Raw genomic sequence first — 26543 nt, 5'->3', positions numbered from 1 at the left:
GTCGGTTACGCCGGTCGGTCCGCGTAGCCGGACAGCCGGGCCGCCAGATCGTCGCGCCACTGCACCGTCTTGGTGATCTCGTTGAAGGTGAACAGGTGCCAGCCCGCGATCGGCGAACCCGGGTCGCCCAGCTGCGGGGACAACTCGTCGAACAGCTCCTCCGGCGTGTAGCGTGCCAACATCTTCGAGACCGCGCCGTACTGCTTTCGCAGGAACCGCGTCGACTCACCCAACCCGATCTTCAGCGCGATGCGCAACAGCCGATGGGCGTCCACCACCCCCGGGACACCCACGTACACGGATGCTCCCACCCCGCGTTTCCGCAGGTCGCGGGCCCAATCGTTGATCGTCCGGGGATCGAACGTGATTTGCGAGACCACGTAGTCGGCGTAACGAGATTTCTCCGCCATGGCCCGAACGACGCAGTCGTCTGGTATGAACGCGTGCCGTTCGGGGTAGCCGGCGACGCCGATGCGCGCCGGTAGCCGTCCCATCCGCTCCATCGCGCGCAGCAGCGCGAGGGAATCGGCGAACTCGCCCAGCGGCTTCGCGGCGTCCCCGGCGATCACGAACACCTCGCTCACCCCGGCGGCGTCCAGCCGGTCCAGGACGCCCGCCAGCTGCGCGTGATCGCGGATCGAGCGCGCTGCCAGGTGCGGCACCGCGCGCAGGCCCATCGCGGCGAGCCGCTCGGTGAAGTCGATGGTCGGCCCGATGCCCCTGGCCGGCGAGGCCGTCACGGTCACCGTGCTGCCGGGGTCGAGCGCGTCCACCCGCGCGTTGCCCACCGGCAGCACCTCGTAGCGCATCCGGTCGAGGGATCGCCGCAGTTCAGATGCCATCTCGCCCCCTTCACGCGCTCCGCGCCAGGCGCTTGGGGATGTCCTTGGTCGGGTCCAGGAACGGCTTCTCGGACACGACCGCCTGCTGCGGGCCGTGCTGGGTGCGCACGACGAGCTCGGTGCCCGGCTCCTGGTAGGCGATCGGCACCATGGCGTAGCCGATGTTGCCCTCGACGCGCGGGGAGTGGGCGGCGGAGGTGACCTCGCCGATCCGCAGCCCGTGCGGGTCGTGCACCTCGAAGACGTCGATCATCGCGCCGTCGTTGAACGAGCCCACGCTCGGACCGTCGATGCGCACGCCGACGAGCTTGCGGCTCACGCCGTCCTGCTTGATGCGGCGCAACGCGTCCTTGCCCATGAAGTCGGCCTCCTGGTCGAGGTCGACCATCCAGGTCTTCTCGAAGCCGTAGCCGACCTCGAAGGGGTTGGTGTCGGCGGTGATGTCGCAGCCCCACGACAGGATCCCGGCCTCGATGCGCCGGATGTGGCAGGGGCCGATCACGGTGAGGTCGTGCGGCTCGCCGGCCTCCCAGATCGCGTCCCACAGCCGAACGCCCTCGTGGGAGGCGTCGTGCAGGTAGATCTCGTAGCCCAGCTCAGCGGTGTAGCCGGTGCGCGAGACCACCACCCGCATCCCTGCAAGCTCTCGTTCCACCGCGTAGTAATAGGGAATATCCAAGATGGACTCGCCGAACAGGTCCGCCATCACCGCACCGGACTTCGGGCCCTGGACCTGCACCGGGCCGACGTCGGGTTCGCGGATGTCGACGTCCATGCCGAGCCCGTGGGCCAGGGCCTTGGCCCACATCAGCACGTCGCTGTCGGCCAGCGAGAGCCAGAAGTGGTTCTCGCCCAGGCGCAGCAGCACCGGGTCGTTGAGGATGCCGCCGTCGGTGCCGGTGACGAACACGTACTTGCACTGCCCGACCTTGCACTTGGTGAGATCGCGGGGCACGAGCATGTTGGTGAACTCGAACGCGTCCGGCCCGGTGATCTCCACCTGCCGCTCCACGCCGACGTCCCACAGCGTCACGCCTTCCAGCAGCGCCCAGTACTCGGCGACCGGATCCCCGTAGTGCCTCGGGTGGTACGTGTGGTTGTAGACGCTGTACATCGCCACCCCGTGACGCCGCGAGGCGTAGAAGAACGGGGATTTCCGGATCCGCGGGTACAGCAGCACCCCGGGGTTCGAGTTGACGCTCATGATGCTCGCTCCAAGCCTCGGTCGCGCGATTTCAGTGGAACTCCGACCCCCGGTTTCAGTGGAAGTCCGGTTCCGGGTTTCAGTGGAAGTTGGGTTCCGGGTTTCAGTGGAAGTTGGGTTCCGGGTTTCAGTGGAAGTCCGGGTTCTGCGTTCCGCTGAGATCGGGTGGGGGTTGTCGGAGGGGTCGGGATGGTTTTTGGGTGGGGGATGGGTTTTTCGGGTCTGGTGTGGGGTTTAGCGGCGCATTCGGGTCATGTCGGGGTCGTAGGTGGGGTCTGGGATCACCGTGACGGGGTGGGGTTGGTTGAAGTAGGTGACAGTCAGGTGGGTGTCGGGGTGGGCGAGGTCCGCGGGGAGCCAGGCGTAGGCGAGGCTCGCGCCGACCGTGTGGCCGTAGGCGGCGCTGGTGGTGAAGCCGACCGGTTCGTCGCCGGCGAGGACCGGTTCGGAACCCATCAGGACCGTGCCGTCGTCGATGCGCAGGCAGGCCAGGCGGCGAGTGGGTTCTCCCCGGCGGAGCAGGGCTTCTCGGCCGGTGAAGGGGCCCTTGTCCGGTTTCACCGCGAAGGCGACACCGGCTTCGTCCGGGGTGTGCTCGGTCCACATGTCGGTGCCCCAGGCGCGGTAGCCCTTCTCCAGCCGCATGCCGTTGAACGCCCCGCGGCCGGCGGGGAAGATGCCGTGCCCGGCGCCGGCCAGCAGGTCCCACAGGCGTCGGCCGAACTCGGCGGAGGTGTACAGCTCCCAGCCGAGCTCGCCCACGTAGGAGAGCCGCAGCGCCACCACCGGAACCTCGCCGACGTGCAGCCGCCGGGCGCGGAAGAACCGGAACTCCTCGTGCGAGACGTCGACGTCGGCCAGCGCGGCCAGCACGTCGCGGGCGCGCGGACCCCACAGCCCGATGCAGCAGGTGCCGCCGGTGATGTCGCGGACCTGCGTGGTCGCGTCGGCGTTGTCGCGCAGCCACGCGATGTCGCGAGGACCGTTGCAGCCGATCTGGAAGTGATCCCGCTCCAGCCGCGCCACGGTGATGTCCGACCGGATGCCGCCCTCGGGGGTGAGCATCAGCGTGTAGGTCACGTAGCCGGGCTGCCGGTCGATCTTGCTGGTGGTGAGCCGGTCCAACAGCTCGAGCGCGCCGGGGCCGGTGACCTCGGCGCGCGGCAGCGAGGTCATGTCGAACATCGCGACGCCGTCGCGGGTGGCCAGGTGCTCGGCGCCGACGATCGGTGACCAGAACCGGCCCGCCCACTCCCCCGGACGTGCGATCTCCCTGCCCTGCAAGAGCTTCTCGTTGCTCGCGTACCAGTGCGGCCGCTCCCACCCGGAGGCCTCCAGGAACACCGCGCCGAGTTCGCGCTGCCGGTCGTGGAACGGGCTGGTGCGCAGCGGCCGGGGCTGCTCGGGTGGCTGCTGGGGGTGGATGATGTCGTAGACCTCGCGGAAGCTCTGCGCGCTGCGCTGCTCCAGGTAGGCGGGGCTGCGGGCGAAGTCGTCGAAGCGCCGCAGGTCGGCCTGCCGCAGGTCGATGTCCGGGGTGCGCCCGGCCAGCCACTGCGCCATCGCCCGGCCGACGCCGCCGGCGTGGGTGATCCACACGGCCTCGGCGATCCAGAAGTTCTCCACCTCGGACCGGCCCAGCACCGGCATCCCGTCGGAGGTGAACAGGAACAACCCGTTCATGCCCTCGCCGATCTCGGCCTCGCGCAGCGCGGGCAGCAGTCGCCGCGCCTCCCGCCAGGGACCGGCGAAGTCCTCCGGCGTGAACGGGTGCACCGAGGCCATGCCCTTCCAGCCACCCCCTTCGGAGGGAGCTTCGGTGCCGGGCGTGGCGGTGGGCGTGAGCTCGTCGGTGCGCACCGGCATCACCCGGTGCCGGTAGGAGCCGATGCCGTAGCGGTCGTGGACCTGGCGGAAGTACATCGACCGGTCCTGGTGGCGCAGGATCGGTTGCGCCACTTCGGTTTCGCCGTCGTCGAGCACCGGCGTGGTCACCGCGTACTGGTGCGCCAGCGGCTGCACCGGGATCGTCACCCCGGCCATCCGGCCGATCTTCGGGCCCCAGATCCCCGCGCAGCACAACACGGTTTCCGCTGCCACGTCCCCGGACGTGGTGCGCACGGTGGTGATCCGGTCGCCGGTGATCTCGAACCCGGTGACCTCGGTCGCGCCTTCGAAGCGCACGCCGAGCCGCCGCGCTTCGCGCATCATCGCCTCGGCGGCGCGCACCGGTTTGGCGATCCCGTCGGTGGCCACGTGCAGTCCGCCGTGGATCCGGTCGGCGTCGATGCCGGGGATGCGTTCGAGCACCTGACCGGGGTCGAGGAGTTCGCCGCCGATGCCCCAAGCGGTGGCGAGGTCGAGCTTGCGGTGCAGGTCGTCCCAGCGTTCGGGGGTGGTGGCGACCTCGATGCCGCCGACCGGGTGGAAGCAGGGCGACCCGTCGACCTCCAGCGAGGAGTACAGGCGCGCGGTGTCGGCGGCGAGTCGGCTCAGCGTTTCCGAGGCGTTGGTCTGGAAGACCAGGCCCGGCGCGTGCGAACTCGAACCGCCGGTCGCGGGGAGCGGTCCCTGATCGACCACCAGAACATCGGTGATCCCCTGGCGCGCCAAGTGGTAAGCGGTGCTGCACCCGACGATGCCCGCCCCCACGAGCAGGATCTGGACGCGAGAAACCATGGCTGCCGCCTTGTTGCGTCTACGACAACTACCTGCGCATACCGCAACATTGCGCTCGGGGGAAGGGGTGCGTCAAGAGCCCGTCGACACGAATTTTCAGGCGTGGATCTTGTTGTGGGACAACGGGAAGCACCGTCCCCCTTTCGTGAATTGACCCGCTCGTCGCGGCGCTCCTAGCCTGGGTTCACCTCCGAATCGCAGGGAGGTGGCCGTGGTCGCAGCACCGCTTCCGCAACCGCCCGAGAGGCTGTGGCGCAACGCCGAGCCCGCCCGGCACTACGACGTGGTCGTCGTCGGTTCCGGTGGCCACGGGCTGGCCACCGCCTACTACCTCGCGCGCGAACACGGCATCACCGACGTCGCCGTCCTCGAACGCGGTTGGCTGGCAGGCGGGAACATGGCCCGCAACACCGCGATCATCCGCTCCAACTACCTGTGGGAGGCCAGCGCCGGGATCTACGAGCACGCCCTGAAGCTGTGGGAGACGCTGCCCGACGAGCTCGACTGCGAACTGCTGCTCAGCCAGCGCGGCGTGCTCAACCTCGCCCACACCGAGCAGGAGGTGCGCGACTCCCGACGCCGGGTCTTCGCCAACCGCGCCAACGGGATCGACGCCGAGTGGGTGTGGCCCGAGGAGGTCTCGCGGATCTGCCCGATCATCAACACCGACTGCCGCTACCCGGTTCTCGGCGCGACGTGGCAACCGCGCGGCGGCATCGCCAAGCACGACCTGGTGGCGTGGGCCTTCGCCCGCCGCGCCGACGAGATGGGCGTGGACCTCGTCGAGGGTTGCGAGGTCACCGGGTTCCTCACCGACGGCGACCGGGTGCGCGGGGTGCGCACCTCGCGCGGCGACATCGGCGCCGACCGGGTCGCGCTGGCCGCGGCGGGCCGCACCAGCACCCTCACCGACACCCTCGGCCTGCGGTTGCCACTGCAGAGCCATCCGCTGCAAGCGCTGGTCTCCGAGCTGCTGGAACCCGTGCACCCGTGCGTGGTGATGTCCAACCACGTGCACGCCTACTGCAGCCAGGCGCATCGCGGCGAGCTGGTCGTGGGAGCGGGCATCGACTCCCGCATCGGATACGCGCAGCGCGGGTCGGTGCACGTGATCGAGCGCCAGCTCGCCGCTGCGCTGGAGCTGTTCCCGATCTTCGCCCGCGCGCACGTGATCCGGACCTGGGCGGGCACGGTGGACGTCACCCCCGACGCCTCGCCGATCATCGGCCCCACGCCGTGGGAGGGGCTGTACCTCAACTGCGGTTGGGGGACAGGAGGTTTCAAGGCCACGCCCGGGATCGGTCAGGTCTACGCCGACACCATCGCCCACGGACGCCCGCACCCGCTGGCCGAGCCCTACGGGCTGGACCGGTTCGTCACGGGCGCCCTCATCGACGAGCACGGCGCGGCGGCCGTCGCGCACTGATCCCGGGAGGTCGTGATGCTGCGGATCCGGTGCCCCTGGTGCGGGGAGCGCGACGAGGTCGAGTTCCGCTACGGCGGCCAGGCCGTCGACTACCCGGCCGAACCCGGGGCGTTGAACGACCGGGAGTGGGCGGATTTCCTGTTCGTGCGGGACAACCCGTGCGGTTGGTGGCGGGAGCGGTGGGTGCACTCGGCCGGCTGCCGCCGCTGGTTCGAGCTGTGGCGCAACACCGAGACCGACGAGGTGGCGTGATGCGGCTCGACGACGGCGGGTGGATCGACCGGTCCCGCACCCTGCAATTTTCCTTCGACGGGACCGAGTTCTCCGGGCATCCCGGTGACACGCTCGCCTCGGCGCTGCTCGCGTCCGGACGCGTCGAGGTGGCCCGCTCGACCTACCTGGGCCGGCCGCGCGGTGTCCTCACCGCCGACCTCACCGAGCCGAACGCGTTGGTGAGCGTGGACGGAGATCCGTTCGCGCAGGCCACCGAGGTTCCGCTGCGCGACGGGATCGAGGCCGAGAGCATCCCCGGCGTCGGTCGGCTGACCAGCGGCGACGCGCCGAAGTGCCACCGCAGGAACGCTCACACCGACGTCGCCGTGATCGGCGGAGGCCCGGCCGGGGTCGCCGCCGCCCTGGCCGCAGGCCAGTCCGGAGCACGCGTCCTGCTCGTCGAGCACGGCCCGACCCTCGGCGGCGAACGCCCCAACGACTGGATCACCCACGCCGTCACCACCCTGACCGATCACGCCCGCATCCAGACCCCCGATCACGGCGGTTTTCCGGGGACGGATTACGGCGGTAATCGGGTCCCCGAATACGGCGGTATTCCGGGTTCTGATTACGGCGGTAATCGGGCGGACGTGGGGTGGGGTCGTCGGGGTGGAGGTGAGGAGGGGGTTCGAATCTTGTTGGGGGCCACGGTGATCGGGCGTTATGCGGGTGATTACCTGTTGATCGCTCAGGGGAACGTGATGTGGCACGTTCGGGTCGGGCGGGTCGTGCTGGCCACCGGGGCGCACGAGCGGCCTCTGGTGTTCGCCGGCAACGATCGGCCCGGGATCATGCTGGCCTCGGCCGTGTCGACCTACCTGCGCAGGTTCGCCGTGGTGCCCGGTCGCGAGGCGGTCGTTGCCACCACCGGCGACAGCGCGTACGCCACCGCCGCTGAGCTCGCCGCCGCCGGGTGCCGGGTGCGGGCCATCGTCGACAGCCGCAGCGACCCGCCACCCGCCGACGTCCCGGTGATCGCCGGAGCCACGGTCGTCGCCACCTCCGGCCGCTGCCTGGAATCGGTGCTGCTGTCCGACGGCACGGAGATCGACTGCGATCTGCTGGCGGTCAGCGGTGGCTGGAGCCCGGTGCTGCACCTGCACGACGGCGATCGCCTCTGGGACGACGGCATCGCCGCGGTGCGGCCGGTCGACGGGCTGGTCGCCGGTGCCGCGAACGGAACTTTCGACCTCCCCGGCTGCATCACCGAAGGGCTCCGGGCGGGCGCCCGCGCAGCGGGAACGGCCGCGCCCGCGGCGCCGGACCTGCCGCCGAAACCGATCCGCCCGCCCCACCCAGTCTGGCTGACGCCCGGCGACGACACCGAGCAGTTCGTGGACTTCCAGCGCGACGCCACGGTCGCCGACATCCGACGCGCGATCGGCGCGGGGCTGCGCTCGGTCGAGCACATCAAGCGCTACACGACCATCGGGGTCGGCAGCGACCAGGGCAAGACCTCGTGGGTCAACGCGATGGCCGTCATCGCCGCCGAACTCGGAGTCGGACCCGGTGAGGTCGGCACTCCCGCGTTCCGCCCGCCCTACGTCCCGGTCCCGTTCGCGTTGATGGCCGCCCACGAGCGCGGTGACCTCCACGACCCGATCCGCACCACCCCGATGCACTCCTGGCACGTGGCCCACGGCGCGGCGTTCGAGGACGTGGGGCAGTGGCGGCGCCCGCGCCACTACCCGCGGCCCGGCGAGGACATGGCCGCGGCCGTGCACCGCGAGTGCCTCGCCGCGCGCACCGGGGTCGCCATGCAGGACGTCAGCACGCTCGGCCGCATCGAGGTCGTCGGCCCGGACGCGCCGGAGTTCCTCAACCGCGTCTACACCGGCGGCTTCGCGAAGCTGCCGGTCGGCAAGGGGCGCTACGGGATCATGTGCTCCGCCGACGGGATGGTCTTCGACGACGGAGTCGTGCTGCGGTTGGCTCCCGACCACTACCTGCTGAGCACCACCACCGGCGGTGCCGAGAAGGTGCTGGACTGGCTGGAGCAGTGGCTGCAGACCGAGTGGACCGACCTCGACGTGCGCTGCACCTCGGTCACCGAGCAGTGGGCGGCGGTTGCCGTCACCGGCCCCGACTCGGGTGAGGTCGTCGCGCGGCTGGCGCCGGACCTGGGCGAGCTCGGGTTCCTGGAGTTCCGGGACACCGCGCTGCACAACGGGATTCCCGCCCGCATCGCCCGGATCTCGTTCTCCGGCGAACTGGCCTACGAGATCAACGTCCCGTCCTGGTACGGCCTGGCGCTGTGGGAGGACGTCGGCGTCACGCCCTACGGCACCGAGACGATGCACGTGCTGCGCGCGGAGAAGGGCTACGTCATCGTCGGTCAGGACACCGACGGCACCGTCACCCCGCTCGACCTCGGGATGCCCGTCTCGCAGCGCAAGGACTTCATCGGCAAGCGGTCGCTGAGCCGCTCCGACACCGCCCGAGCTGACCGCGAACAGCTCGTCGGCCTGCTGACCGAGGACCCCGCCGAGCTCCTGCCGGAAGGAGCCCGCCTGGCGGGCGGGATCGGCCACGTGACCTCCAGCTACCGCAGTCCGATCCTCGGCCGCACCATCGCGCTGGCGCTGGTCGAGTCCGGGCGGGACCGCATCGGCGAGCGCGTCGGGGTTTCGCTCGACGGCCGCGAGGTGCCGGTGCGGGTGCGCGAGCCGGTGTTCTACGACCCGGAAGGAGCCCGCCGTGACGGTCGACGTTGACCTGCGCCGCAGCCCGCTCGGGGACCGCGCAGCCGAGCTCGCGGAAGTCCTGGTCGAGGAGCCGTTCCTGCCTCAGATCGACGTGCGCACGGACGCCGAGTTCGCGCTGGGACTGCGACTTCCGGAGGTCGACCGGGTCACCGGGGACGAGCATCGCGCCGCCCTCGGTCTCGGACCGGACGAGCACCTGCTGATCGGGGTCACCGGCACCGAGCCGGGCCATCGGAGCCTGGTCGATGTGTCGGCGGCCCGCACCACCCTGCGCCTGCACGACCGCGACGTCCTGGAAGCCCTGTGCTCCCTCGACCTGCACCCCGGGGTGTTCGTCCCGGGGCGCTGCGCGCAGACCCTCGTCGCCGGAGTCCCGGTGATCGTCTGGCGCCTCGACGCCGGCTACCGGGTCCTGGTCCGCAACTCCTACGCCGGCCACCTCGCCACGGCGTTGCTCGACGCTCGCCAAGTGACCTCGGGTGTTGCACAATGAGGAACAGAGATTCCCGCCCATCCCGGATGATCGCGGAATAGGTCCGGCGAGCCGATAGGGTCTGGCCCGTGGCTAGTGCGTCTCAATCACGCGGAAGTAGCTCGGGTGCCCTGGTGCAATCTGTTGACCGGGCGGTGACCGTGCTGGAACTGCTGGCCCGCAACGGCGAGGTGGGCATCACCGAGATCGCCGGCGAGCTCGGCGTGCACAAGTCCACCGCCTCCCGTCTGGTCAGCGTGCTGGAATCGCGCGGTCTGGTCGAGCAGCTGGGCGAGCGCGGCAAGTACGCCATCGGCTTCGGGATCGTGCGGCTCGCGGGCGCGGCCACCGAGCGGCTGGACCTCTCGCGCATCGGCCAGTCCTACTGCGATTCGCTGGCCACCGAACTCGGCGAGACCGTCAACATCGCCATCCGCGACTTCGACGTGGCCATCAACATCAGCCAGGCCAGGGGCACCGCCTCGGTCACCGCGCACAACTGGGTCGGCCAGCGCACGCCGCTGCACGCCACCTCCAGCGGCAAGGTGCTGCTAGCCCACGCTCCCCGCGACGACCAGGACCGCATCCTGGCGCGCAAGCTGGAGCAGTACACCGAGCAGACCGTCACCGCCGCCCGCCAGCAGCGCAAGGACTTCGAGCTGATCGTCCACGACGGCTACGCGACCAGCTACGAGGAGTTCGAGATCGGGCTCAACGCCGCCGCCGTGGCCGTCTACGACCACGAGGGCAACGTGGTGGCGGCGCTGAGCGCGTCCGGACCCACCTACCGCTTCACCCGCGAGCGGGTGAGCGAGGCCGTCGGGTACATGCGGGACGCGTCCGCGGACCTGTCGGCGCAGCTGGGCTTCCTCCCGTCAGTCCCGGGTGAGTGACAGCTCCTCCAGGTCGAGCTGGTGCATGACGCGGCGCAGCACCTCGTCGTCGATCCGGCGGGCGTCGCGGAACTGCACGAAGACCGCCCGCTCGGCGGCCAGCATCTCGCTGCGCAACCTCTGGTAGGCGGCCGTGGGGCTCTCGCCCAGCTCCTCGTCGGAGCGGCCCAGCCGTTCCCACGCCCGGTTGGCGCGCTGCTCCGCGGCCCGCCGGAGTTGATCGGCCACGTCCCCCGGTGGCTCGGTGTCCGCGGTCAGCTCGTCGAGGCGCTCCTGCGAGGCGCGCGCGGCGTTGTGCCTGGCCTGGGCCTCCGCGAGCGCGTCGGTGTAGTCCTCCCCGCCGGTCACGCCGAGCCGCTCGATCAACCGGCGCAGGGTGGTGCCGTGCAGCAGCAGCGTCGTGAGCGTGACGAACAGGGTCAGGAACAGCACCTCGTCGCGGTGCGGGAACGGCTGCCCGGACAGCGTCACCGTCGGGATGGCCGAGGCCGCCGCCAGCGACACCACCCCGCGCATCCCGGCCCACGACACGACCAGCTTGTACCGCCAGTCGGGGCGCTTGCCGCGCAGCCACTCCGGCAGGTACATCGCGCCGAACACCCACACCACGCGCGCCAGCACCACCGCGACCGTCAGCGCGCAGCCCGCCAGCAGCAGCGGCCCGAACCCGGTGCTCACCCCGGCCACGACGCTGCTGAGCTGCAGGCCGATCAGCGCGAACACGACCGCTTCCAGCAGCGTGTCCACCGCGCCCCACACGGCCTTGTCCTGCACCCGCGTCGCCGCGCTGCGCGCGGGCGCCTGGTGGCCCAGGTACAGCCCGGCGACCACCACCGCCAGCACTCCGGAGGTGTGCGCCTCCTCGGCGACGAAGTAGGCGAAGAACGGCACGATCAGCCCGACCGCGCTGTCGAGCATGTCGTCGCGCAGCAGCGGCTTGACCCGGTTGACCACCCAGGCGATCACCAGGCCGATCAGCGTTCCACCCACCGCCGCCAGCAGGAACATGCCCAGGCCCGACAGCAGCGAGGTGCCGGTGCCGATCGCCGCGGCCACCGCGACCCGGTAGGCGGTCAGCGCGGTCGCGTCGTTGACCAGGCTCTCGCCGCTGAGCACCGTCATCAGCCTGCGCGGCAACCCGACCCGGCGGCCGATCGACGTCGCCGCCACCGCGTCCGGCGGGGCGATGACCGCGCCGAGCACCAGCGCCGCGCTCAGCGGCAAACCGGGCACCAGCGACCACGCGACCACCCCGGCGATCGCCGTGCTGAACAGCACGAGACCGATCGCCAGCAGCCCGATCGGCCGCAGGTTCGCCTTGATCCCCACCGTCGAGCTGTGCAGCGCCGCCGAGTACAGCAGCGGTGGCAGGATCAGCAGCAGGATCACGTCGGGGTTGATCGCGTAGTCCGGCACGCCCGGGATCGCCGAGACCCCCAGCCCGACCACGACCAGCACCAGCGGTGCCGACACGCCGAGCCGGCGGGACAGGGCGGTGACGGCCAGCGCTCCGGCGAGCAGGGCCATCAAAGCGGGCAGGTCGTGCATGCTCACTCCCGTCGGGACATGCTGGGCGGCAGGAGAGAAGGGACCAGACGATGTCGGATCGTTGCGCACACCTGACCGGTGCCGCCACTCAGCGGCCGAACCCCAGCAGCGTAAACGGATGCGAGGACTGCCTCGCCGCCGGTGAGAGCGTGTGGGCGCACCTGCGGATCTGCACGGACTGCGGCCACGTCGGTTGCTGCGATTCCAGCCCGAACCGGCACGCCACCGTCCACCACGAGCAGACCCGCCACCCCGTGATCCGCTCCTTCGAGCCGGGCGAGAACTGGATGTGGTGCTTCGTCGACGAGCAGCTCGGCGCCTGAGGTCTCAGTCGGTTTCCTCGGCGGCGTCCTCGATGGTCTCGCCGCGCCCGAGGCGGCTGCGGTGCTTGCTGTAGACGAAGTAGATCAGCAGGCCGAGGACCATCCAGATGCCGAATCGCAGCCAGGTCCAGCCTTCGAGGTTGAGCATCAGGTAGAGGCAGGCCAGCGCGGCGAGGATCGGGATCACCGGGACCAGCGGGACGCGGAACGCGCGCGGCAGGTCCGGTCGCGTCCGGCGCATCACCAGCACGCCGATCGAGACCAGCACGAACGCGAACAGGGTGCCGATGTTGGTCATCTCGGCGAGCACGTCGATCGGCGTCAGCGAGGCGATGATCGCGACCACGACTCCGGTGATCACCGTGATCCGGTAGGGCGTGCGGTACTTGCGGTGGACCTTCGCGAAGTACACCGGCAGCAGCCCGTCGCGGGCCATCGCGAAGCCGACGCGGGCCTGCCCGAGCATGAGGATGAGGATCACCGTGGTCAGACCGGCGATCGCGCCCAGCGACACCAGGCCGACGGCCCACGGAGCTCCGATCGCCTGGAACGCGGTGGCCATGGGTGCGGCGGTGTCGAGCTTGTCGTACTTGACGATGCCGGTCATCACCAGCGAGACCAGCACGTAGAGGACCGAGCAGATGGCCAGCGAGCCGAGGATGCCGATCGGCATGTCGCGCTGCGGCTTGCGGGTCTCCTCCGCGCCGCTGGCGACGATGTCGAAGCCGATGTAGGCGAAGAACACCAGCGCGGCTCCGGCCACCAGGCCGCTGACGCCGAACGAGCCGGTGCCGCCGAAGATCGCGTTGATCAGCGGGTCGTTGAGCGCGGAGCCGGTCTCGGACGGGTCCGGGGGCTGGTGCGGCGGGATGAACGGGTCCCAGTTGGCGGTCTTGACGAAGAACGCGCCGAAGATGATGAAGAACAGCACCACGGCCAGCTTGATCGCCACGACCACGTTGGTCACCGAGGCACTGAGGCGGATGCCGACCACCAGCACGACGGTCAGCAGCAGCGCGATGATCGCGGCGGGCAGGTTCATCACCCCGCCCGCGCCCGGTGCGGCGGTCAGCGCTTCGGGCAGCCCGAGGCCGACCGCGCTCAGCGCCTCGACGAAGTACTGCGACCAGCCCACGGAGACGGTGGAGGCGCCGATGACGAACTCCAGCATCAGGTCCCAGCCGATGATCCAGGCCAGGAACTCGCCGAGCGAGGCGTAGGAGAACGTGTAGGCGGATCCGGCGACGGGCACGACCGAGGCGAACTCGGCGTAGCAGAGGGCCGCGAGTCCGCAGGCGATGCCGGAGATGACGAAGGAGATCGAGATGCCCGGCCCGGCGTCGGTGGCCGCGGCGACACCCGTGAGCACGAAGATCCCGGTGCCGATGATCGCGCCGATCCCGATGCCGAGCAGGTCAACCGCTCTGAGCACGCGGCGCAACCGGAATTCCGGTGCCTCGGCGTCCTGAATCGACTGCTCGACCGATTTGACCCGCATGATCGACATGACTGGCCTCCCGGGTGAACCCGAAACTCAGCCCAGGATGGTGACTCGCGTCACACATCGCAAGGGTTAGGCGGCAAGAACGGCCGCTGAAATGCGACGACTCAGCCCTTGGTGTGCTCGTTGAGGGCGTCGATCGCCGAAGTCCTGGTCTCCTGGTCGACCGAGTCGGATTCCGCCTCCGGCGGGGCGACCGGCTCCAGGTCCGGGCGGGTCGGCTCGCGCCGCTCGGCGACCGGCTGGAACCGCGGGTGCGACGGCGGAGCCGGCGGCATGGGCCTGCGCGGAACGGGACGCGGCGGCTGGCTGGCGCTGATGTAGAAGCCCTGCAGCAGCAGGACGACGATCCCGACGATCAGCGCGGTGATGGCCAGGTATAGGGCGTTGCGGTCCTTGCCCAGCCACCACAGCGCGCCGCCGACGCCGACCACGAGGCCGGCGACGATCGCCAGCAGGTGGAAGAGCAGATGAACGGGATAACCCCGCACGGCCGACACCTCCCCGGATTTGGGAATCGGGCCTCTGGTCAACACGCGCAACGGTGGTGGTGGGTTGCCCGCCGACCAGCTCGGAACGCGGCGACTTCGGGCTCGATGGTAGCCCTGACGACCATCAGATTGCCCGATCAACGATCGTTCGGAGCACAGGATCGATCCGCCGCGAAATCGTTTTCACCCGTTGGGGCGATCGGGCCGGAACGTGTGCGGCGTTCACGGCTTCCCGCACCTACCGTGAAAACAACAGGCCACAGTGGATCTGCTCGTGCATCGGACGACTCGAACGCGAGGCCGCCGACCCGACCGGGGTACCGGGTGGCGTCGCACGGGCAACCGATGGGCGTGGACCGGCTAGGTTTCGGGGGTGTTGCCGGTGCTGAATTCATTGACCGGGTTCGCCGGAGCGGCGGGCATCGGCATTGGAATCGTTCTCGGGTTCTCGATCGTGATGTCGTGGGTGGAGCGAGGGATGCTCGGCTCCGGCACGACACGCCGAGGCAGACACCGCGATCACCAGCGCGGTCTCGTCGCCGCCTACCGCAGGCACCGCGCGGCGCTGCTGGCCAGGGGAGCGTTCCTACCGGCGGCAGCCGCCGTCGTCGCAACAGTGCGCGGCCCGCGCGGTGACGTCGTCGTCGCGGGAGGGCCCGGCGCGATGCGCCGGCCGGGACCGCGGCACTCCTCCTTCGACCCGCCTACAGCACCTCGAAATCGGCGAAGTCGAACCCCGGCGACACCACGCACGTGACCAGCGATTCGACCGTCGCTGCAGCGGAGGCGCACTGCCAGGTCCCGGCCGGGATCACCGCCTGCGGGGTCTGACCCGCACCGGCGCCCAGCACCAGCTGCTCGGGGTGGTCGGAGGGCTTCGCCCCGGTGCCGCCCAGGTGCAGCGTCAGCGGGCCGCCGCGGTGCCACAGCCACACCTCGTCGGAGGCCACCACGTGCCACGCCGAGCGCTGGCCGGGCGGGAGCAGGAAGAAGATCGTGGTCGCGGTCGGCCGGGTGCCGTTGGGGCGCTCGACCTCGACCGGGCTGGCCCAGGTCCGCCGGTACCAGCCTCCCTCGGGGTGCGGCAGCAGGTCGAACTCCTCGGCGGTGCGGCTGCGCGACTCCAGCGACAGGAAGCGGCCCTTGACGTCGCGGCGTGCGTAGCGGATGCCGATCACCGATTCGCGATCCAGCGGTCCGTAGACGTGCGGGAACAGCGCCTCGTCGGACACCCCGGGCGGTGGCGCCGGGTCGGCGGCCTCCCAGCGCACCGGTGCGGACAGCCTCTCCGGGTCCAGCTCGACGGCGACCATCGGTTCCTCGACGTCGCTGTAGAGGTTGTTGGCCACGGCCAGCGTGGTGGGCACGTCCGGGGAGCAGTGCACGAAGCCCTGCGAGGACAGGCTGGAGGCTGTGATGGGCTGGTCGCGGTCGTTGTGGAAGGTGCTCAACGGCAGCAGGTGCAGCACGGTCGATCCGGTCACGCGGCCCAGTGTCCCGCGCCACCCCCGTCGGATGCGATCACCTGCGTAGGATTTTCGCCGTCCCGTGATGCCGGAGCCGAAGCGGAGGGTTGACATGCGGATCGCAGTGCTCGACGACTACCAGGACGTCGCCCGCAGCTACGCCGACTGGGACGGGCTCGACGTCGAGGTGTTCACCGAGCACATCGCCGACGTCGACGAGCTCGTCTCGCGGCTGGAGCCGTTCGACGTGATCGCCGCGATGCGCGAGCGCACCCGCTTCCCGCGCGAGGTGATCACCCGGCTGCCGAACCTCAAGCTGCTGGTCACCACCGGCATGCGCAACGCCGCGATCGACCTGGACGCGGCGCGCGAGCACGGCGTGGTGGTGTCCGGTACCGGCAGCGGCGGCGGGTGGGGCGCGACCTCCGAGCTGGCGTGGGGGCTGATCTTCGCGCTGCTGCGCGACATCCCCGGTCAGGACCGACAGATCCGCACCGGCAGCTGGCAGACCGGCGTGGGCGTGGAGCTCGGCGGCAAGACCCTCGGCGTGCTCGGGCTCGGGCGGCTCGGCTCGCACATGGCCACCGTCGGACGGGCGTTCGGCATGGACGTGATCGCCTGGAGCGGCAACCTCACCGAGCAGCGCGCGGCCGAGGCCGGTGCGCGGCTGGTCGGCAAGGACGAGCTGTTCGCGCGGTCCGACGTGCTCAGCATCCACCTGGTGCTGGGCAAGCGGTCCCGCGGTCTGGTGGGAGCCGCCGAGCTGGCGCTGATGAAGCCCACCGCGTACCTGATCAACACCTCGCGCGGCCCGATCGTCGACGAGGACGCGCTGCGCACCGCGTTGCGCGAGGGCCGGATCGCCGGCGCGGGCATCGACGTCTACGGCACCGAGCCGCTGCCCGTCGACGACCCGTGGCGCGACACGCCGCGCACGGTCCTGACCCCGCACATCGGCTACGTCACCGACGACACCTACCAGGCGTTCTTCGTCGAGACCGTCGAGAACGTCCAGGCCTTCGCGGCGGGTTCCCCGATCCGGGTGCTCAACGAGGGCTGACCGGCCGAAGATTGCCCCTTGACTCTCGACGAGACGGACATCACAGTCATACCAACCGGTCGGTCTGGTCCTAAGACAAGGGAGTCTTTCGATGACTGCACAAGAACCACCCAGAACGCCGAAGAAGCTGCTCGGCGCGGCGCTGATCGCCAGTTCCATCGAGTGGTACGACTTCTTCATCTACGCCACCGCGGCCGCGCTGGTGTTCGGCACGCAGTTCTTCCCGAACGCCACACCGCTGATCGGCGTGCTGCTGTCCTTCGCGACGTTCTGGGCCGGGTTCGTCGCCCGCCCCATCGGTGGCCTGGTCTTCGGCCACCTCGGCGACAAGATCGGCCGCAAGCCCGCGGTCGTGACCTGCCTGATCATGATGGGCACGGCGACGTTCCTCATCGGCGTGCTGCCCGGAGCGGGCACCATCGGAGTCGCGGCTCCGATCCTGCTGGTGACGCTGCGATTCCTGCAGGGCATCGCGGTCGGCGGGCAGTGGGGCGGCATCGTGCTGCTGCTGACCGAGAACAGCGCGAGCGGCAAGCGCGGCATGGCGGGCACGTTCGGTCAGATGGGCGTGCCGTTCGGCGTCATCTTCGGCAACCTCGCGTTCCTCGGAGTCGGCGCGATGATGAGCCAGGAGGCGTTCCTGTCGTGGGGATGGCGGCTGCCGTTCCTGTTCAGCGCGGTGCTCGCGCCGGTGGTGCTCTACATCCAGCTCAAGATCGAGGACACCCCGGTGTTCCAGGAGTTGCAGGAGCGCCAGGAGAAGAAGGTCGTCAAGGCGCCGCTGATGGAGGTCCTGCGCGATCACAAGCGCAGCGTGCTGCTGGGCGCCGGACTCCTGTTCGCCACGAACACGTTCTTCTACATCGGGATCTCGGGCCTGCTCGACTACGGCACCCGTGAGCTCGGCCTGCCCCGCCAGCAGCTGCTCGGCGTCACGCTGCTGACCTCGCTGGTCGGCATCTTCGTGATCTTCTTCTCCGGTTCGTGGTCCGACCGGTTGGGCCGCCGCCCGATGATCCTGATCGGGGCCGGGATGCTCGCGCTGTGGTCGTTCCCGTTCTTCTGGCTGATCGACACGGCGTCGATCTGGCTCATCGCCCTGGCCGGATGCATCGGTAGCGTCGGGCAGAGCATGACCTACGGCCCGCTCGCGGCCTACCTCAGCGAGCTGTTCCACCCGAGGGTCCGCTACTCCGGCGCGTCGCTGGCCTACCAGCTGGCGGCGATCCTGGTCAGCGGTGGAACACCGTTCATCATGACCGCGCTGCTGGCCGCCACCGGCACCTCGGCGTCGGTCTCGGTGTTCCTGCTGGCGATGTCGGTGTGCACCTTCGCCGCGGCGTTCTACCTGCGCGAAACCCACACCAAGCAACCCGCTCCGGCCCGAACCCCGGCCGAAGCCTGACCCCCGCGGGGGTTCCCGATTTCAATGGAAGTCAGAACCCCGATTTCAACGGAAATCCGCCACCACCGGACTTCCACTGAAATCGGGGACCGGACTTCAGTGGAAATCGGGGGCGGGAGTTCCATTGAAATCGGGGACGGGACGGGGCCTGAGGTGGCGAGTGGTCACCTCGGGCCCCGTTCGCGTCGTCGGTCAGACGTCCTCGGCGAGGGTTTTGACCTGCTCGATGAGCTTGGCGCGGCCCGGGGCGTCGCCGGCGAAGGGCGTCACGTTGAGGGTGGTGACACCGGCTTCCTTCATCGCCGCCAGCCGTTCCTTGACGTGCGACTCGGTGCCGATGAGGGAGATCTTCTCCAGCAGGTCGCGCGGCACGGCCGCGGCGGCCTCGTCCTTCTTGCCGTCGAGGTAGAGGTTCTGGATCTCCTCGGCTTCGGCCTCGTAGCCGTAGCGGCGGGCGAGGTTGTTGTAGAAGTTCTTGCCCTTGGCCCCCATGCCGCCGACGTAGAGGGCGACCATCGGTCGCACGAAGTCGACCAGCTCCTCCAGGCCTTCGCCGATGGCCAGCGGCGCCTGCGCGACCACGTCCAGCGGCGGGAGCGAGGCGTCGCGCTTGGCCTTGCCCGCGGCCAGCGGCTCGCCCCAGACGTCACCGGCGCGCTCGGGCAGGAAGAAGATCGGCTCCCAGCCCTCGGCGATCTCGGCGACCATCTCGACGTTCTTCGGGCCGATCGCGGCGATGAGGATCGGGATCCGCTCGCGCACCGGGTGGTTGATCAGCTTCAGCGGCTTGCCCAGGCCCGTGCCCTGCTCGGCGGGCAGCGGGATGTTGTAGTGCTTGCCGCTGTGCTCCACCTTCTCCCGGCGCCACACCTGCCGGCAGATGTCGACGATCTCCCGGGTCCGGCCCAGCGGCGCGTGGTACGGAACGCCGTGGAAGCCCTCGATGACCTGCGGTCCCGAGGCTCCGATGCCGAGGGTGAACCGGCCGTCGGAGACGAAGTCCATCCCGGCCGCGGTCATCGCCGTCAGGGTGGGCGTGCGGGTGTAGATCTGGAGGATGCCGGAGGCGATCTCCAGCCGTTCGGTCTTGGCGGCGATGAAGCCCATCTGGCTGACCGCGTCGAAGGAGTAAGCCTCCGGGACGTAGACGATGTCCAGCCCGGCCTTCTCGTACGTCGCCAGGTCGTCGACGGTTTCCTTGAAGCCTCCGCTGTAGTTCAGCGGCATCCCGATGCGCATCGGCCGTTCCTTCCGGGTCCGGCGGCGGCGGGTCGCGGCGACACCGCCGAGGTCTGCAGGCGAGGTTACCGCCGAGTACGCCCCAGCGGGGAGCCCGCCCGCCCCGTCGCCTCATGTGATGCACCTCGCAATGCGACGCGGCGATTTGGTCGCGCGACGTGCGCCATGCCCATGCTGGTGGCATGTCGTTCATCAAGGCTGTGACTTCGTCATGAGACTCGCCATGCTCGACATCGGCTCCGCTGCGGCACGCCTGGACATCGTCGACCTCGCCAGCCCGCGGATGCCCCGCGCCACCTGGAGCGTCAAGTCCCGCACCCGGCTCGCCGAGCACACCCTGCCCGACGGCCGGGTCACCGAGGAGGGCATCGCCGACGCCGAACGCGCGGTGCGGCACTGCGTGAGCGCCGCGTCCGACAAGCCGACCGAGGCGCTGATCGCCTACGGGACCTCGGCGGTGCGCGACGCGAGCAACGGCGCTCGGCTGCGCAAGCGCCTCGGCGAGGCCGCCGGCGTGCGCATCGGCGTGCTCACCCCGCGCGACGAGGCCGCCGTCGCCTACCACGCGGCCCGCCGCTGGCACGGCCGCAGCGGACAGGCGATGACCACGGTGGACATCGGCGGCGGCACCGTGGACGTCGCGACGGGAACCGGCACCGACCCCGATCTGGTCGTCTCGCTCCAGCACGGAGCCGCCCGGTTGACCAGGCAGTTCCTGCCCGACGACCCGCCGACGCCCGCGCAGCTCGCCGACCTGCGGCGGGAGCTGCACGCCACGATCCCGAAAGCCCTGAGCAGGGTGGAGGGCGGTCACCCGCTCGCGCTGTCGAAGGTGCTGCGCCAGCTCGCGGTGCTCACCGAGAGCTCGCCGGACGAGGTGGCCCGCCGACCGCACCGGCTGCGCCTCAAGCACCTGTCGCGGTGGATCCCCCGGCTCGCCGAACTCGACCACAAGCAGCGCGCGCAGCTGCCCGGCGTCTCCCGCAGCAGGGGCAGGCGGATCCTGGCCGGCGCGATCGTCGCCGAATTGATCATGGAGTCGCTGGAGCTCCCGGAGCTGGAGATCTGCCCGTGGGGCCTGCGCCAGGGCCTGGTCTACCGGTTCCTGGAAGCGCGCACCCGCACCCGCGCCGACGCCCTCGACCTCGTGGGGACGCTGTTCGACTGACCCGCGAGCGCGTTCGGCGGTAGCGTTTCCGGTAGATCGACTAGGGAGGCGCTGTGGGACTGCTGTTGCACATCTTGATCACGATGGTGGCGGTGTGGATCACCACCGCCCTGCCGGGGATCGACCTCTCCGGCGAGGACACCACCACCAAGGTCCTGACGCTGCTGGCCGTCTCGGTGATCTTCGGCCTGGTCAACCTGGTGCTCAAGCCGATCGCCAAAACGCTGGGCTGCCTGCTCTACGTGCTGACGCTGGGCCTGTTCGGGCTGGTCGTCAACGGCCTGCTGTTCTGGCTGACCAGCTACCTCGCGGGCGAGCTCGACCTGCCGTTCCACGTCGACGGCTTCTGGGCGGCCTTCTGGGGCGCGCTGATCGTGTCCATCGTCAGCAGCGCGCTGGCCGGCATCGTCCGCCGCATCGCGCAGCCGGAGGGGGACTGAGTCGGTGCAGTGCGGACTGCGCGAGTTAGCCGCGCTGCTCGGCGACGTGGCCGACGAGGTGGCCGAATTCCTGGGCGTCGCACCGGAACCCGGTGACGTGTCCGAGCAGTGGCGGGAGGTGGCGAGCACGCTCTCGCGCGCGTCGGTCTTCGGCCTGGCCGAGGTGTGCGTCCCGGACGAACCCGAGCTGCGCGCGGTCGTCGCGGTCGGCGATGGCGGGGGAGTGCGGGTCCGGGTGTCCGGTGAGGACGTGACCGCCGAGGTCGTCCGCCCGGACGCGCCCTGGCCCGCGCTCGTCGCGTGCCTGCCCAAGCGCGAACCCGCCGAGGGCTGCGAGGTCACGGTCCCCACGCGCGAACTCGTCGAAGCGCGGGCGGAGACCGCCGAACGGGACCAGGCCGCGGACTGGCTCGCCTACGAGCTCAAGCAGCGCGAGGTCCCCACCGACGACGCCCGCGCCGTGGCCGACCTGCTGGCCCGCGGCGACGACACCGAAGCCCGGCTGGCGGTCGCCTACCGAGGCGAGGGCGGCGAGTTCCAGCGCTGGCGCCACGGCATCGAGATCCGGCACTCGCCCACCGGCCGCTCGGCGGTCATCCCGGAATCGCCGGACGACACCTTCACCATGGTCGCCCCCGCCGACACCTACCTGCTCGGCAAGACCCTGCAGGAATACCTCGAAGACCTCACCCAGTCCCGGGATTGAGCGCGCTCAGCCCCGGGATCGCAGCCGGGCGGCGAGGTCCTTGCCGATCAGCAGGGACGCCGTCGCGGCGGGGGAGGGAGCGTTGAGGACGTGGACCCAGTTCTCGTCCTCCACCACCAGGAAGTCGTCGACGAGGGTGCCGTCGGGGGTGACGGCTTGAGCGCGCACGCCCGCCTCGGCTCGCAGCAGGTCGTGGCCGCGCAGGTCGGGCAGCAGGGTGCGGGCGGCCCGCAGGAACAGGGGTTTCAGGGCGGAGCGGGCGATTTCGGCCGCACCGGTGCGCCAGTACTTCTTGGCCAGCACCCGCAGGCCCGGGTCGGTGGCGAGTCGCTGCAGGTGGGACGGCGAGATCGCGCCCCAGCGGTAGCCCTCGCGCGAGAGCGCCGGCACGGCGTTCGGGCCCACGTGCAGGCTGCCGTCGATCATGCGGGTCAGGTGCACGCCGAGGAACGGGAACGCGGGGTCGGGAACCGGGTAGACCAGCGCGTTGACCAGGTCTCGGCTGAAGGACGTGGTCTCGTAGTACTCGCCGCGGAACGGCAGGACGCGGGCGGGCGGCGTGGTCCCGGCGAGCTCGGCGACGGCGTCGCTGTGCAGCCCCGCGCAGTTGACCGCCCGGCGGGTGCGGATCTCACCCCGGTCGGTGAGCAGCACCAGGTCGGAGCCGTCGCGGCGGACTCCGAGCAGCTCGGTGGCGGGTCGCAGGTCCACTCCGCGCTCGGCGAGGAGCTCTGCCAGCTTCTCGCTGACCGCCGCGAAGTCCGTGATGCCCGCGTCGGGGACCAGCAGCGCCCGCACCCCGCGCACGTGGGGTTCGCGTTCGCGCAGACCGATCTGGTCGAGTTCGCTGACCTGCACGCCGTTGGCGGTGCCGCGGCGTTGCAGCTCCGCGAGCCGGGGCAGTTGATCGGTCGAGGTGGCGACCACCACTTTCCCGGTGCGGCGCACGGGGATTCCGTGATCGGTGCAGAAGCGGTACATCGCTTCACCGCCGGCTCGTGCGAACCGCGCCTTCGCGCTGCCCGGCGGGTAGTAGAGTCCACTGTGGATTACGCCCGAGTTGTGCCCGGTCTGGTGCGCGCCCCAGTGACGTTCCTTGTCCAGCACCGTGATCCGGCGGTCGGGCTGCTGCTCGATGAGCGCGTGAGCCGTGGCCAGGCCCACGATTCCGCCGCCGATGATCGCCACGTCGTTGGTCATGCCGCCATCCTGCGCGATCGGATGCGCGGATTCCAGAATCGACCTCTCGAAATGTCCGCATGATCCTCGGTCGCACGTTTCTCGGGATTGCGCGGGAGATGACGTTCATCGGGGCTCAAGATCACCCTGTGCTAGGGTTCGTTCATCCTGTCGGGCGAACGATGTTCGACGCTGACAGTGGTATCGGCTTGGTCACGAGCGGTGAGTTCCAGACTCGCGTGCCTCATGCTGATGCCAAATTCCGCGCCGCATCCCCGGTCGCGGGCCCTGCTGAGTTGAGTCGCGATTCCGGCGAACGTGCGCCGAACCGCGACCGGTTCGACGGTTACGAGGCGCTGTGACGCGGAGCAGTTCGGGTAGTGAGCACAAGACGATCCGGGCCCGCCTGACCCGCGTCGGGCTGGCACCCAGCATCATCCTGCTGGCCATCTGGCTGGCGTTCTCGGCGGTGCCGATCTACCAGGGCTTTCACTCCCGGTTGATCGCCACCGAGATCCGCGACGCGGCGCTCCCGAGCGCCGACGCCTTCGCGGCCCTGCAGGAGGAGCGGCGGCTCGTCGTCGACGGGCTCAGCGGCCCGGGAGCCGATCCGACCGCCGTGGCCGCCCAGCGGCCCAAGACCGACCGCGCCGTCGCCGAGATGCGCCGCACGCTGCGGGTCGCCGGCGAATCCGCCTCCCCGGAGGTTGCGGGCAAGATCAAGCAGCTGGACGGGCTGCTAGCCGAGCTGCCCGAGCAGCGGCAGAGCGCCGAATCCGGTCAGACCGGCCGCACCCAGGCCCTGGACTACTACAACCAGGTCCTCGACGCCGGGCTCGACGTGTTCGAGTCCTACACCGAGACCGTCGCCGACACCGAGAGCGGCCACGCCGGGCACGTGGGCACCGAGCTGTTCCGCGCCGCCGACCAGATGTCGCGGGCGGCCTCGGTCGGCACCATCGCGCTCGCCGACGGCGAGTTCAGCACCGCGGCCCACCTCGAGTTCGCCCAGCTCGTCGGCTCCTACCGCAACACCCTTGAAGCCGAGATCCCCGCCGCCGAACCGCGCGCCGGAGACATTGCCGAGCGGCTGCGAGGAGGCCCTGCCTGGGCGAGCGTCGCTCAGCAGGAGGACCAGCTCATCGGCCACCCGCCGCAGCGCCCCGGCCGCTTCGCCGTCGACGAGGCCTCCTGGCGGCAGAACTCCGCGCAGGTCGCGGGCGACCTCTCGGCCCTCGCCGTCGAGCAGGTCCGCTCCGGCGCGCTGATGGCCGTCAGCAACACCGGCGGACACCTCATTGGCGTGATCGTCGGCAGCCTCGTCGCGCTCGCCGCCATGCTGCTGGGCATCATGCTGGCCGCCCGCAACGCGCGGGTGCTGGTCAACCGGGTGCTCGTCCGGCGCCTGGAGAAGCTGCGCGACGACACCCTGCTGCTGGCCACCGAGCGGCTGCCCAACGTGATGGAGCGGCTCGAACACGGCGAAGAGCTCGACATCGAAGCCGAGCTGACCCCGCTGAACTACGGCGCGGACGAGATCGGCCAGGTCGCCGACGCGTTCAACACCGCTCACCACACCGCGGTCGTCGCCGCGGTCAAGGAGAACCAGGCCAAGGAAGGCGCCAACAAGGTCTTCCTCGGCATCGCGCACCGCAACCAGGGTCTGGTGCACCGCCAGCTCAAGACCCTGGACAAGATGGAGCGCAGCGAGGAGCACCCGGAACGGCTGGAAGGCCTGTTCCAGCTCGACCACCTCGCGACCCGGTCCCGGCGCAACGCCGAGAACCTGATCATCCTGGCGGGTGAGAAGCCGGGTCGGCAGTGGCGCAAGCCGGTGCGCCTGATCGACGTGATCCGCTCCGCGGTCGCCGAAACCGAGCACTACTACCGGATCCGGGTGCACTCCGCGCCGGAGATCTCGCTGGTCGGCGCTGCGGTCGGCGACGTGATCCACCTGCTCGCCGAGCTGATGGACAACGCCACGTCCTACTCGCCGCCTCGTTCCCAGGTCCAGGTCTACAGCAGCGACACGCCGCGCGGCGTGCTGATCCAGATCGAGGACGAGGGCCTGGGCATGCGCCCCGCCGACCGCGACGAGGCCAACGTCCTGATGGCCACCACGCCGCGCTTCGAGGACATCACGCGTCGCGGGGACTCCCGGCTGGGGCTGTTCGTGGTCGCCCGCCTGGCGGCTCGCCGGGGCATCGAGGTCGACCTCCGCGAAGCCGAGGAGCAGGGCACGGTGGCGTTCGTGCTGCTGCCACCGCACATCGTCGCCGAAGAGGCGGCGCAGGGCGACAAGCAGAGCATGTCGCAGTTGGCCGAGAAGGCCCGAGAACGCGCCACCGGGCAGTCGGTGGTCCGCGAGGCGCGGACCGCCCCGGTGACCGCGGTCGAGGAGCCCGTGGCCGAGTTCGAACCGCGCTTCCCGTCGGACGATCCCGACGCCGAGCGGCCCCAGCTGCCGCGCCGCGACCGCCAGCAGAACCTGGCCCCGCAATTGCGCGACGAACCCGACGGCGGAGTTGCGCAGGACACTGCGGCGCTCCAGCCCGAGCGGACCCGTGGCACCATGTCGGCGTTCCAACGCGGAACCCTGGATGCGCGCCGGGCCGGCGGCCGCGACCGAGCTTGACCCGACGATTTCGAGGAGCAGCGCAGGAATGAGCGAACAGATCGGTTCTGACGATGACCTGAACTGGTTGTTGGACGACCTGGTCAACCGGGTCGTGGGCGCCCGCGACGGGGTGGTGCTCTCCGGTGACGGGCTGCTGCTGGCGAGGTCCGAGGGACTGACCCCGCAAGACGCCGACCACCTGGCGGCCATGGCCTCCGCGCTGCAGAGCCTGGCCAAGGAGACCGGCAGGCACTTCGGCGGCGGTGGCGTCCGGCAGACCGTTGTGGAACTGGACACCGCGTTCCTGTTCGTTACCGCGGCGGGTGCCGGTGCGTGCATGGCGCTGCTCGGTGACGAGAACGCGGACGTCGGCATGATCGCCTACGAGATGAACCTGATGGTGATCCGTGTCGGCGAGTACCTGAGCGCGGCCCCGAGGGTGGATGCCGTGTCGCAGCTGCGCCAGCAGTGAAGGCGCTCCCATGTCTGAAGACGGCCAGCTCTGGCTGGACGAGGAGTCCGGGCCGCTGGTGCGACCGTATGCCATGGTGCACGGTCGCACCCGCCCGGCACGACCGGAACTCGACGTCGCCACCCAGCTGCTGACGTCGTGGAGCGGTGCCGATCGCAGCGGTGTTTCCGTTGAGCACGAGGAGATCCTGCGCCTGTGCGTGCGCCCGATGTCCATCGCCGAGGTCGCCGCGCATCTGGACACGCCCATCGTGGTCGCCAAGGTCCTGGTGTCGGACCTGATCGACCGCGGTGACCTCGTCACGGACAAGGCGTCCCGTCAAGCCCAACGACCCAACCGCCAACTCCTGGAAGCGGTCCTGGAGGGCGTTCGTCGCCTCTGACGGGACGCCCGTGATCACGTCCCGCAGGTCGGGCCGCGAAAACCACCCCCGC

Annotated in this window: 25 protein-coding genes; 16 read left to right on the top strand and 9 right to left on the bottom strand. The window is 70.3% G+C overall.

Annotated elements, in window-relative coordinates; translation table 11 throughout:
• Positions 1 to 5: 5 nt before the first annotated feature.
• From AB0J78_RS23785 to AB0J78_RS23775, 3 genes are all read right to left on the bottom strand, one after another.
• Positions 6 to 842, bottom strand: a complete 837-nt coding sequence (locus AB0J78_RS23785) for a methylenetetrahydrofolate reductase (protein WP_363792552.1) — start codon at positions 840 to 842, stop codon at positions 6 to 8.
• Between the two features lie 10 nt (positions 843 to 852).
• Positions 853 to 2046: a glycine cleavage T C-terminal barrel domain-containing protein gene (locus AB0J78_RS23780; RefSeq protein WP_363792550.1), complete on the bottom strand. Its 1194-nt coding sequence runs from the start codon at positions 2044 to 2046 to the stop codon at positions 853 to 855.
• 234 nt (positions 2047 to 2280) lie between these two features.
• Positions 2281 to 4725 carry an FAD-dependent oxidoreductase gene (locus tag AB0J78_RS23775; RefSeq protein WP_363792548.1) on the bottom strand — a complete coding sequence of 815 codons (2445 nt, stop codon included), beginning with the start codon at positions 4723 to 4725 and terminating at the stop codon, positions 2281 to 2283.
• Between the two features lie 211 nt (positions 4726 to 4936).
• On the opposite strand from AB0J78_RS23775, the gene AB0J78_RS23770 reads away from it, so the two are divergent.
• The 5 genes from AB0J78_RS23770 to AB0J78_RS23750 all read left to right on the top strand — a co-directional run bounded on the left by AB0J78_RS23770 (position 4937) and on the right by AB0J78_RS23750 (position 10494).
• Positions 4937 to 6151: a sarcosine oxidase subunit beta family protein gene (locus AB0J78_RS23770; RefSeq protein WP_363792547.1), complete on the top strand. Its 1215-nt coding sequence runs from the start codon at positions 4937 to 4939 to the stop codon at positions 6149 to 6151.
• Between the two features lie 15 nt (positions 6152 to 6166).
• On the top strand, positions 6167 to 6403 hold the full coding sequence (locus tag AB0J78_RS23765) for a sarcosine oxidase subunit delta (RefSeq protein ID WP_363792545.1): 237 nt from the start codon (positions 6167 to 6169) through the stop codon (positions 6401 to 6403).
• On the top strand, positions 6403 to 9138 hold the full coding sequence (locus AB0J78_RS23760; protein WP_363792543.1) for a 2Fe-2S iron-sulfur cluster-binding protein: 2736 nt from the start codon (positions 6403 to 6405) through the stop codon (positions 9136 to 9138). Before AB0J78_RS23765 ends, AB0J78_RS23760 begins: the two co-directional genes overlap by 1 nt.
• Entirely contained in the window at positions 9122 to 9622 is a 501-nt protein-coding gene (locus tag AB0J78_RS23755; RefSeq protein WP_363792541.1) for a sarcosine oxidase subunit gamma, read from the top strand. Before AB0J78_RS23760 ends, AB0J78_RS23755 begins: the two co-directional genes overlap by 17 nt.
• A 113-nt stretch (positions 9623 to 9735) precedes the next feature.
• A complete protein-coding gene (locus AB0J78_RS23750; protein WP_363792539.1) occupies positions 9736 to 10494 on the top strand; it encodes an IclR family transcriptional regulator in 759 nt (252 codons plus the stop codon).
• On the opposite strand, the gene AB0J78_RS23745 is transcribed toward AB0J78_RS23750, so the two are convergent.
• The gene (locus tag AB0J78_RS23745) at positions 10477 to 12042 is read right to left on the bottom strand and encodes a Na+/H+ antiporter (protein ID WP_363792537.1); all 1566 of its coding nucleotides are present in this window, start codon (positions 12040 to 12042) and stop codon (positions 10477 to 10479) included. The genes AB0J78_RS23750 and AB0J78_RS23745 overlap by 18 nt on opposite strands.
• 50 nt (positions 12043 to 12092) lie before the next feature.
• Between AB0J78_RS23745 and AB0J78_RS23740 the strand changes: the two genes are divergently transcribed.
• The gene (locus AB0J78_RS23740; RefSeq protein WP_363792535.1) at positions 12093 to 12365 is read left to right on the top strand and encodes a UBP-type zinc finger domain-containing protein; all 273 of its coding nucleotides are present in this window, start codon (positions 12093 to 12095) and stop codon (positions 12363 to 12365) included.
• A 4-nt stretch (positions 12366 to 12369) separates the two neighbouring features.
• Here AB0J78_RS23740 and AB0J78_RS23735 read toward each other — a convergent pair whose 3' ends face one another.
• Together AB0J78_RS23735 and AB0J78_RS23730 are read right to left on the bottom strand one after the other, a co-directional pair.
• Positions 12370 to 13872 carry an amino acid permease gene (locus AB0J78_RS23735; RefSeq protein ID WP_363792533.1) on the bottom strand — a complete coding sequence of 501 codons (1503 nt, stop codon included), beginning with the start codon at positions 13870 to 13872 and terminating at the stop codon, positions 12370 to 12372.
• Positions 13873 to 13973: 101 nt separating this feature from the next.
• Positions 13974 to 14357: a hypothetical protein gene (locus AB0J78_RS23730; RefSeq protein ID WP_363792531.1), complete on the bottom strand. Its 384-nt coding sequence runs from the start codon at positions 14355 to 14357 to the stop codon at positions 13974 to 13976.
• A 382-nt stretch (positions 14358 to 14739) separates the two neighbouring features.
• Between AB0J78_RS23730 and AB0J78_RS23725 the strand changes: the two genes are divergently transcribed.
• A complete protein-coding gene (locus AB0J78_RS23725; protein ID WP_363792529.1) occupies positions 14740 to 15114 on the top strand; it encodes a hypothetical protein in 375 nt (124 codons plus the stop codon).
• Here AB0J78_RS23725 and AB0J78_RS23720 read toward each other — a convergent pair.
• Positions 15062 to 15841 carry a cupin domain-containing protein gene (locus AB0J78_RS23720; protein WP_363792527.1) on the bottom strand — a complete coding sequence of 260 codons (780 nt, stop codon included), beginning with the start codon at positions 15839 to 15841 and terminating at the stop codon, positions 15062 to 15064. The genes AB0J78_RS23725 and AB0J78_RS23720 overlap by 53 nt on opposite strands.
• A 94-nt stretch (positions 15842 to 15935) precedes the next feature.
• Between AB0J78_RS23720 and AB0J78_RS23715 the strand changes: the two genes are divergently transcribed.
• Together AB0J78_RS23715 and AB0J78_RS23710 are read left to right on the top strand one after the other, a co-directional pair.
• Positions 15936 to 16883, top strand: coding sequence for a D-2-hydroxyacid dehydrogenase family protein (locus AB0J78_RS23715; protein WP_363792525.1), 948 nt, complete (start codon positions 15936 to 15938; stop codon positions 16881 to 16883).
• 91 nt (positions 16884 to 16974) lie between these two features.
• Positions 16975 to 18288 (top strand): MFS transporter, encoded by a 1314-nt coding sequence (locus AB0J78_RS23710; protein WP_363792523.1) that lies wholly within the window; start codon positions 16975 to 16977, stop codon positions 18286 to 18288.
• 192 nt (positions 18289 to 18480) lie between these two features.
• On the opposite strand, the gene AB0J78_RS23705 is transcribed toward AB0J78_RS23710, so the two are convergent.
• Complete coding sequence (locus AB0J78_RS23705) at positions 18481 to 19527, bottom strand: LLM class F420-dependent oxidoreductase (protein WP_363792521.1); 1047 nt, start codon at positions 19525 to 19527, stop codon at positions 18481 to 18483.
• 211 nt (positions 19528 to 19738) lie between these two features.
• Here AB0J78_RS23705 and AB0J78_RS23700 point away from each other — a divergent pair, with 211 nt between their 5' ends.
• From AB0J78_RS23700 to AB0J78_RS23690, 3 genes are read left to right on the top strand one after another with little or no spacing between them, the layout of a single operon-like run.
• Positions 19739 to 20695 carry an exopolyphosphatase gene (locus tag AB0J78_RS23700; protein ID WP_363792519.1) on the top strand — a complete coding sequence of 319 codons (957 nt, stop codon included), beginning with the start codon at positions 19739 to 19741 and terminating at the stop codon, positions 20693 to 20695.
• 53 nt (positions 20696 to 20748) lie between these two features.
• Positions 20749 to 21135 (top strand): phage holin family protein, encoded by a 387-nt coding sequence (locus AB0J78_RS23695; protein ID WP_363792517.1) that lies wholly within the window; start codon positions 20749 to 20751, stop codon positions 21133 to 21135.
• A 4-nt stretch (positions 21136 to 21139) separates the two neighbouring features.
• Complete coding sequence (locus AB0J78_RS23690; protein ID WP_363792515.1) at positions 21140 to 21841, top strand: ESX secretion-associated protein EspG; 702 nt, start codon at positions 21140 to 21142, stop codon at positions 21839 to 21841.
• Between the two features lie 6 nt (positions 21842 to 21847).
• On the opposite strand, the gene lhgO is transcribed toward AB0J78_RS23690, so the two are convergent.
• Entirely contained in the window at positions 21848 to 23041 is a 1194-nt protein-coding gene (gene lhgO / locus AB0J78_RS23685) for an L-2-hydroxyglutarate oxidase (RefSeq protein WP_363792513.1), read from the bottom strand.
• Positions 23042 to 23100: 59 nt separating this feature from the next.
• Between lhgO and AB0J78_RS23680 the strand changes: the two genes are divergently transcribed.
• From AB0J78_RS23680 to AB0J78_RS23665, 4 genes are read left to right on the top strand one after another with little or no spacing between them, the layout of a single operon-like run.
• Positions 23101 to 23382, top strand: a complete 282-nt coding sequence (locus tag AB0J78_RS23680; protein ID WP_363792511.1) for a hypothetical protein — start codon at positions 23101 to 23103, stop codon at positions 23380 to 23382.
• On the top strand, positions 23379 to 25655 hold the full coding sequence (locus AB0J78_RS23675; protein WP_363792509.1) for a nitrate- and nitrite sensing domain-containing protein: 2277 nt from the start codon (positions 23379 to 23381) through the stop codon (positions 25653 to 25655). Before AB0J78_RS23680 ends, AB0J78_RS23675 begins: the two co-directional genes overlap by 4 nt.
• A 28-nt stretch (positions 25656 to 25683) precedes the next feature.
• Positions 25684 to 26109 (top strand): roadblock/LC7 domain-containing protein, encoded by a 426-nt coding sequence (locus AB0J78_RS23670; RefSeq protein WP_363792507.1) that lies wholly within the window; start codon positions 25684 to 25686, stop codon positions 26107 to 26109.
• A gap of 10 nt (positions 26110 to 26119) precedes the next feature.
• Positions 26120 to 26491, top strand: a complete 372-nt coding sequence (locus AB0J78_RS23665; RefSeq protein WP_363792505.1) for a DUF742 domain-containing protein — start codon at positions 26120 to 26122, stop codon at positions 26489 to 26491.
• Positions 26492 to 26543 lie beyond the last annotated feature (52 nt).

It is taken from the genome of Saccharopolyspora sp. NPDC049426 (genome assembly GCF_040676935.1).
Taxonomy (GTDB): domain Bacteria; phylum Actinomycetota; class Actinomycetes; order Mycobacteriales; family Pseudonocardiaceae; genus Saccharopolyspora.
This window is presented reverse-complemented; position numbering and strand designations above follow the sequence as displayed.

Excerpts from the sequence above, each read along its gene's own strand:
- AB0J78_RS23785 (WP_363792552.1), bottom strand. The coding sequence starts at position 842 with ATGGCATCTGAACTGCGGCGATCCCTCGACCGGATGCGCTACGAGGTG.
- AB0J78_RS23780 (WP_363792550.1), bottom strand. The coding sequence starts at position 2,046 with ATGAGCGTCAACTCGAACCCCGGGGTGCTGCTGTACCCGCGGATCCGG.
- AB0J78_RS23775 (WP_363792548.1), bottom strand. The coding sequence starts at position 4,725 with ATGGTTTCTCGCGTCCAGATCCTGCTCGTGGGGGCGGGCATCGTCGGG.
- AB0J78_RS23765 (WP_363792545.1), top strand. The coding sequence starts at position 6,167 with ATGCTGCGGATCCGGTGCCCCTGGTGCGGGGAGCGCGACGAGGTCGAG.
- AB0J78_RS23760 (WP_363792543.1), top strand. The coding sequence starts at position 6,403 with ATGCGGCTCGACGACGGCGGGTGGATCGACCGGTCCCGCACCCTGCAA.
- AB0J78_RS23745 (WP_363792537.1), bottom strand. The coding sequence starts at position 12,042 with ATGCACGACCTGCCCGCTTTGATGGCCCTGCTCGCCGGAGCGCTGGCC.
- AB0J78_RS23740 (WP_363792535.1), top strand. The coding sequence starts at position 12,093 with ATGTCGGATCGTTGCGCACACCTGACCGGTGCCGCCACTCAGCGGCCG.
- AB0J78_RS23735 (WP_363792533.1), bottom strand. The coding sequence starts at position 13,872 with ATGTCGATCATGCGGGTCAAATCGGTCGAGCAGTCGATTCAGGACGCC.
- AB0J78_RS23715 (WP_363792525.1), top strand. The coding sequence starts at position 15,936 with ATGCGGATCGCAGTGCTCGACGACTACCAGGACGTCGCCCGCAGCTAC.
- AB0J78_RS23710 (WP_363792523.1), top strand. The coding sequence starts at position 16,975 with ATGACTGCACAAGAACCACCCAGAACGCCGAAGAAGCTGCTCGGCGCG.
- AB0J78_RS23705 (WP_363792521.1), bottom strand. The coding sequence starts at position 19,527 with ATGCGCATCGGGATGCCGCTGAACTACAGCGGAGGCTTCAAGGAAACC.
- AB0J78_RS23700 (WP_363792519.1), top strand. The coding sequence starts at position 19,739 with ATGAGACTCGCCATGCTCGACATCGGCTCCGCTGCGGCACGCCTGGAC.
- lhgO (WP_363792513.1), bottom strand. The coding sequence starts at position 23,041 with ATGACCAACGACGTGGCGATCATCGGCGGCGGAATCGTGGGCCTGGCC.
- AB0J78_RS23680 (WP_363792511.1), top strand. The coding sequence starts at position 23,101 with ATGATCCTCGGTCGCACGTTTCTCGGGATTGCGCGGGAGATGACGTTC.
- AB0J78_RS23670 (WP_363792507.1), top strand. The coding sequence starts at position 25,684 with ATGAGCGAACAGATCGGTTCTGACGATGACCTGAACTGGTTGTTGGAC.
- AB0J78_RS23665 (WP_363792505.1), top strand. The coding sequence starts at position 26,120 with ATGTCTGAAGACGGCCAGCTCTGGCTGGACGAGGAGTCCGGGCCGCTG.